Genomic DNA, 3,991 nt, shown 5'->3' with positions numbered 1-3,991 from the left:
GTGATGGCCGTTTTCTGCACGCGAGGCTGCGGGTGCCACTGGGCATCCGGCATTCCCCACGCCCTCTGTTTTCGAGGGCGGTCAAGTCTCCTGGCAAAGCCCGGGCGCCTCGCGCCGCGGGGCTGTGAACGCATGTTGGGATTGAACGCATGTTGGGATTGAACGCATGTTTGGATTGGACGTCATTGCGATGAGCCCTTGCGACGAAGCATGGCTGCCGCGGCAGGCTCGATCAACCGCGCCGTACGCTGGCGCCGCCATCCACCGGCAACGTCACGCCGGTGATGAAATTCGCTTCATCCGAGGCCAGGAACAAAGCGGCGTTGGCGACGTCCCAGCCGGTGCCCATCTTGTGGCGCAGCGGCACCTTGGCGTCGCGTTCGGCCGCGACTTCGGCGCGGCTCTTGTTGAATGCGCGGGCGCGGGTGTCGACGGCCATCGGCGTGTTCATCAAGCCCGGCAGGATGACGTTGGCGCGAATGCCATAGCGGGCGTTCTGATAGGCGAGCTGCTCGGTAAAGGCGATCATCGCCGACTTGGTGGCCTTGTAGGCCACATAGGGATAGGTGGTGATGGCGGCCATCGAGGAGATGTTGATGATGGCGCCCTGCTGCTGCCGTCGCATGATCGGGATCACCTCCTTGGCGGCGAAGATGCAGCTCTTGAGGTTGATCGAGACGCAGCGGTCGAGCGCCTCCTCGGTGATGTCAGCCAGTTCGGCATCGCCACCGGCGAGGCTGACGCCGACATTATTGTGCAGGATGTCGATGCGGCCCCAGCGGGCCAGCGCCTCGGCTGCCATGGCCGCGAGTTCGGCATTGACGGTGACGTCGGCCCTGAACGCCAGCGCCGTGCCGCCCTTGGCGGCGATCAGTTCGGCCGTCTCCTCCGCCGAGTTGAGGTTGTGATCCACGCACAGCACCTTGGCGCCTTCGCGCGCGAAGGTCAGGGCGGTGGCGCGGCCGTTGCCGATGCCTTCGCCGGGGCTTTGGCCGGCCCCGACGACGATGGCGACGCGATCTTGCAGGCGCATGTGAGTTCACTCCCTTGGATTGGTTACAGCCTTATAATGGGAATCATCGCCGATCTGTCGAGGTTGATGGGTTGGAAAGGTCGAACGACGATCCCTCCCATCGCCCGGCGCCGCCAGTAACCATCCTTTAAGCAGATCTGCCCTAGCGTCCCGGCGCACGGCTGCGTGCCGTGAATTTCCGGTCACGAGCGATTTCGTGAACTTCACGATCAACTGACGCGTGAGCATCCTCTCACCAGCGCTCGCCGGGGCCCAAGCTCATGATGAATTCCGCGCACAGTCCCAATCGCAGCCTTGTTCACATCTATTGCGTATCGCTGGGCGGACTGCTGTTCGTCTACGGAGCGATCTCGGCCAAAGGGCTTTTCGCGGCCGAGAGCCTCACCGCGACCGAGTTCACGACCGGCGTGCTCCGGTTTGTACTCGGGCTGCTTGCGCTCGGCGCCGTGGTCTATTGGGACCGGTTCGCCGAACCGCTGGAAAGCCGGGTCAGGCTCATGGGCGTGGCCTTCGAGGCCGACTACGCGAATTTGAGCACCAAAACCAAGGTCAGGTTGATCGTTCTGGTGACGATGCTCAGCCTGTTGCTGGAATTGGTGCTGATCCGCTGGCTCGCATCGGTTTTTCCGGTCTATTCCTTTTACAAGAATTTTACCATGCTGGCCTGTTTCCTCGGTCTTGGCGCGGGTTACGCGGTGGCGGAACGGCAACCCTGCGCGCCGGCGCTGGTGTTGCCGATGCTGGCGCTGTTCGTCCTTGTCATCACGCTGTTGCGTTACGATACCGGCGCCGCCTATCTGATATTCTCCGTCGGCTGGCTCAGCACGTTTGACCTGCCGGTTTACCTCCTGCTCGGGGCAAGCTTCGTCATCTGCGCCTGCATCTGCTATCCGGTCGGCCAGCTTTGCGGCAAATTGCTGCGCAGCTCGAATTCGTTGAACGCCTATGGCCTCAACCTCGCGGGCAGCGTGCTCGGGGTGCTGGCGCTGTTTGTGATGAGCCTGTACTGGCTGCCGCCGGTAATCTGGTTCGCCGTGACCGGCGGCATGCTGCTTCTGTTCGTGCTCTCGCGCGACGAATTCCTGCCGGCCGGCATCGCAAGCTTTTGTGTCCTGCTGGCCATCCTGGCCTGGCCGGTACAGCCCGAGACGCAGCGCATCTATTCGCCCTACCAGTTGCTGGAGCGAACCGCCAAGGATGACGGGCTGATGCAGATCCTGTCCGGCGGCAGCTACTACCAGAAGGTCTACAATTTTGCCGACAACAGGCGCGCTCAGCAATCCGATGGGGATCGCTATGTCCGCGCCTATTACGAGTTTCCCTACAATTTCAAGCAGACGCCGGAGCGCGTGGCCATCGTCGGCGCCGGCAGCGGCAATGATGTGGCGACCGCGTTGCGGATGGGCGCCGGCCATGTCGACGCGATCGAGATCGATCCCGCCATCGCATTTCTCGGCACCAAATATCATCCCGAGCACCCCTATGACGACCCCCGCGTCAACCTGTCGATCAATGATGCGCGTAATTTCTTCCGCAATGCCGACCAGCAATATGACCTGATCGTCTATGGCGTTCTGGATTCGCACACGGCGTTGAGCCATGCCTCCAATCTGCGCGTCGATTCCTATGTCTATACGCGCGAGGGGATCGCCGAAGCCTTCCGCCTGCTCAGGCCGGGCGGCGTGCTTTCGATCTCGTTCACCCTGGTCAACGACGCGCTGGGCTTCAAGCTGTCGAAGATTCTCCGCGAACTGCCGGGCGCCGGCAAACCGCTGGCGGTGCGGGTGGGGTACGACAACTCGAAGACGACCGCCTTCATCGCCAAAAAAGGCGAGGCCGTGACAATGCCGGACGGGAGTGTATTTGCGTCGATCGGATTTGCCGATGTTTCCGACTATTTTTCGCAACCCTATCCGGAATCCGCGGTCCCGACCGACGATTGGCCGTTCTTCTACATGGTCGAGCGCACCTATCCGGTCACCTACATGGTTGCGCTCGGCATGGTTCTGCTGCTCAGTTATGTCTTTGTGCGCAAGACCATCGGCTTTACCGATCCGATCGACCGCAGCTACCTGCCATTCTTTTTTCTTGGCTCCGGTTTCATGCTGGTGGAGACCAAGGCCATTACCGAGCTCGGCCTGCATCTCGGAGGCACATGGTTCGTGATCGCGGCGGCCATCCTTTTGGTGCTGACGATGGCGTTCCTCGCCAACCTGATGGTGACGCGGACGGCGCGCAAGCTGGCTGGGCCTGCCTATTTGGGGCTGTTCGTCAGCCTTGTGGTTGGATACGCGCTGGCGACCAGTCACGGCCAGTGGACGTTCGGACCGCCTTTGATGCAGCTGGCGCTGAGCTGCCTGGTGCTGACGGTCCCGCTGTTCTTTGCCGGCATCGTCTTTTCCAGCCTGATCAGCGAGGCCGAAATCAACATCTCCACGGCGTTCGCGTATAACCTGATGGGCGCCTTGTTCGGCGGCGTGATGGAATATAATTCAATGTATTTCGGATTTGCATTCCTCTACCTGCTGGCGTTGGGATTCTATTCGCTGGCCTGGGTGTTCTCTCTGAAATCCAGTCTGCTGCTGCAGCCGGCGGAATGAGCTTCAAAATCACGGAACTACTTGCCGGAAGGCTTGCCGATCAGGGAATCCAGATCGATATCGACCTGGCCTGGCGCGCGTGCGTGGATCACCTCGAAGCTGCCGGGCTGGAAGCGATAGTCCACCAGCCCGACCTCTTTGACCCCTATCACTTCCTGCCGCCGGTCGGAAATGATGAAGCCGGCCGAAGGGGCCCAGATGTGCCGGATCTGACCAAAGGTAAAATCCCGCCGCTGGTGAAGGTGGCCGCTGGCGACCAGCCGCAGATCGACGCTCGCCAGCATCTCGACCAGGCGGCTTCGCGCCGGCATCGGAACATAGCGTATCGATGTCGCTGCGAGTTCGGGGTCGCCGGGCG

At 61.5% G+C, this 3,991-nt stretch carries 2 protein-coding genes and 1 pseudogene; 1 reads left to right on the top strand and 2 read right to left on the bottom strand.

What is annotated here, in order from left to right:
- Positions 1–232: 232 nt before the first annotated feature.
- On the bottom strand, positions 233–1,033 hold the full coding sequence (locus ABSG20_RS31475) for an SDR family NAD(P)-dependent oxidoreductase (RefSeq protein ID WP_423868349.1): 801 nt from the start codon (positions 1,031–1,033) through the stop codon (positions 233–235).
- Positions 1,034–1,293: 260 nt separating this feature from the next.
- On the opposite strand from ABSG20_RS31475, the gene ABSG20_RS31470 reads away from it, so the two are divergent.
- A complete protein-coding gene (locus ABSG20_RS31470; RefSeq protein ID WP_423868348.1) occupies positions 1,294–3,633 on the top strand; it encodes a spermine/spermidine synthase domain-containing protein in 2,340 nt (779 codons plus the stop codon).
- A 17-nt stretch (positions 3,634–3,650) separates the two neighbouring features.
- Here ABSG20_RS31470 and ABSG20_RS31465 read toward each other — a convergent pair.
- Positions 3,651–3,991: pseudogene (locus tag ABSG20_RS31465) on the bottom strand (metallophosphoesterase); the annotation flags it as partial.

Origin of the sequence: Bradyrhizobium sp. (assembly GCF_049512235.1) — a bacterium.
Taxonomy (GTDB): Bacteria; Pseudomonadota; Alphaproteobacteria; order Rhizobiales; family Xanthobacteraceae; genus Bradyrhizobium.
The sequence above is the reverse complement of the archived record's forward strand: the minus strand, read 5'-3'. Positions and strand labels throughout refer to the sequence as shown.

Excerpts from the sequence above, each read along its gene's own strand:
- ABSG20_RS31475 (WP_423868349.1), bottom strand. The coding sequence starts at position 1,033 with ATGCGCCTGCAAGATCGCGTCGCCATCGTCGTCGGGGCCGGCCAAAGC.
- ABSG20_RS31470 (WP_423868348.1), top strand. The coding sequence starts at position 1,294 with ATGATGAATTCCGCGCACAGTCCCAATCGCAGCCTTGTTCACATCTAT.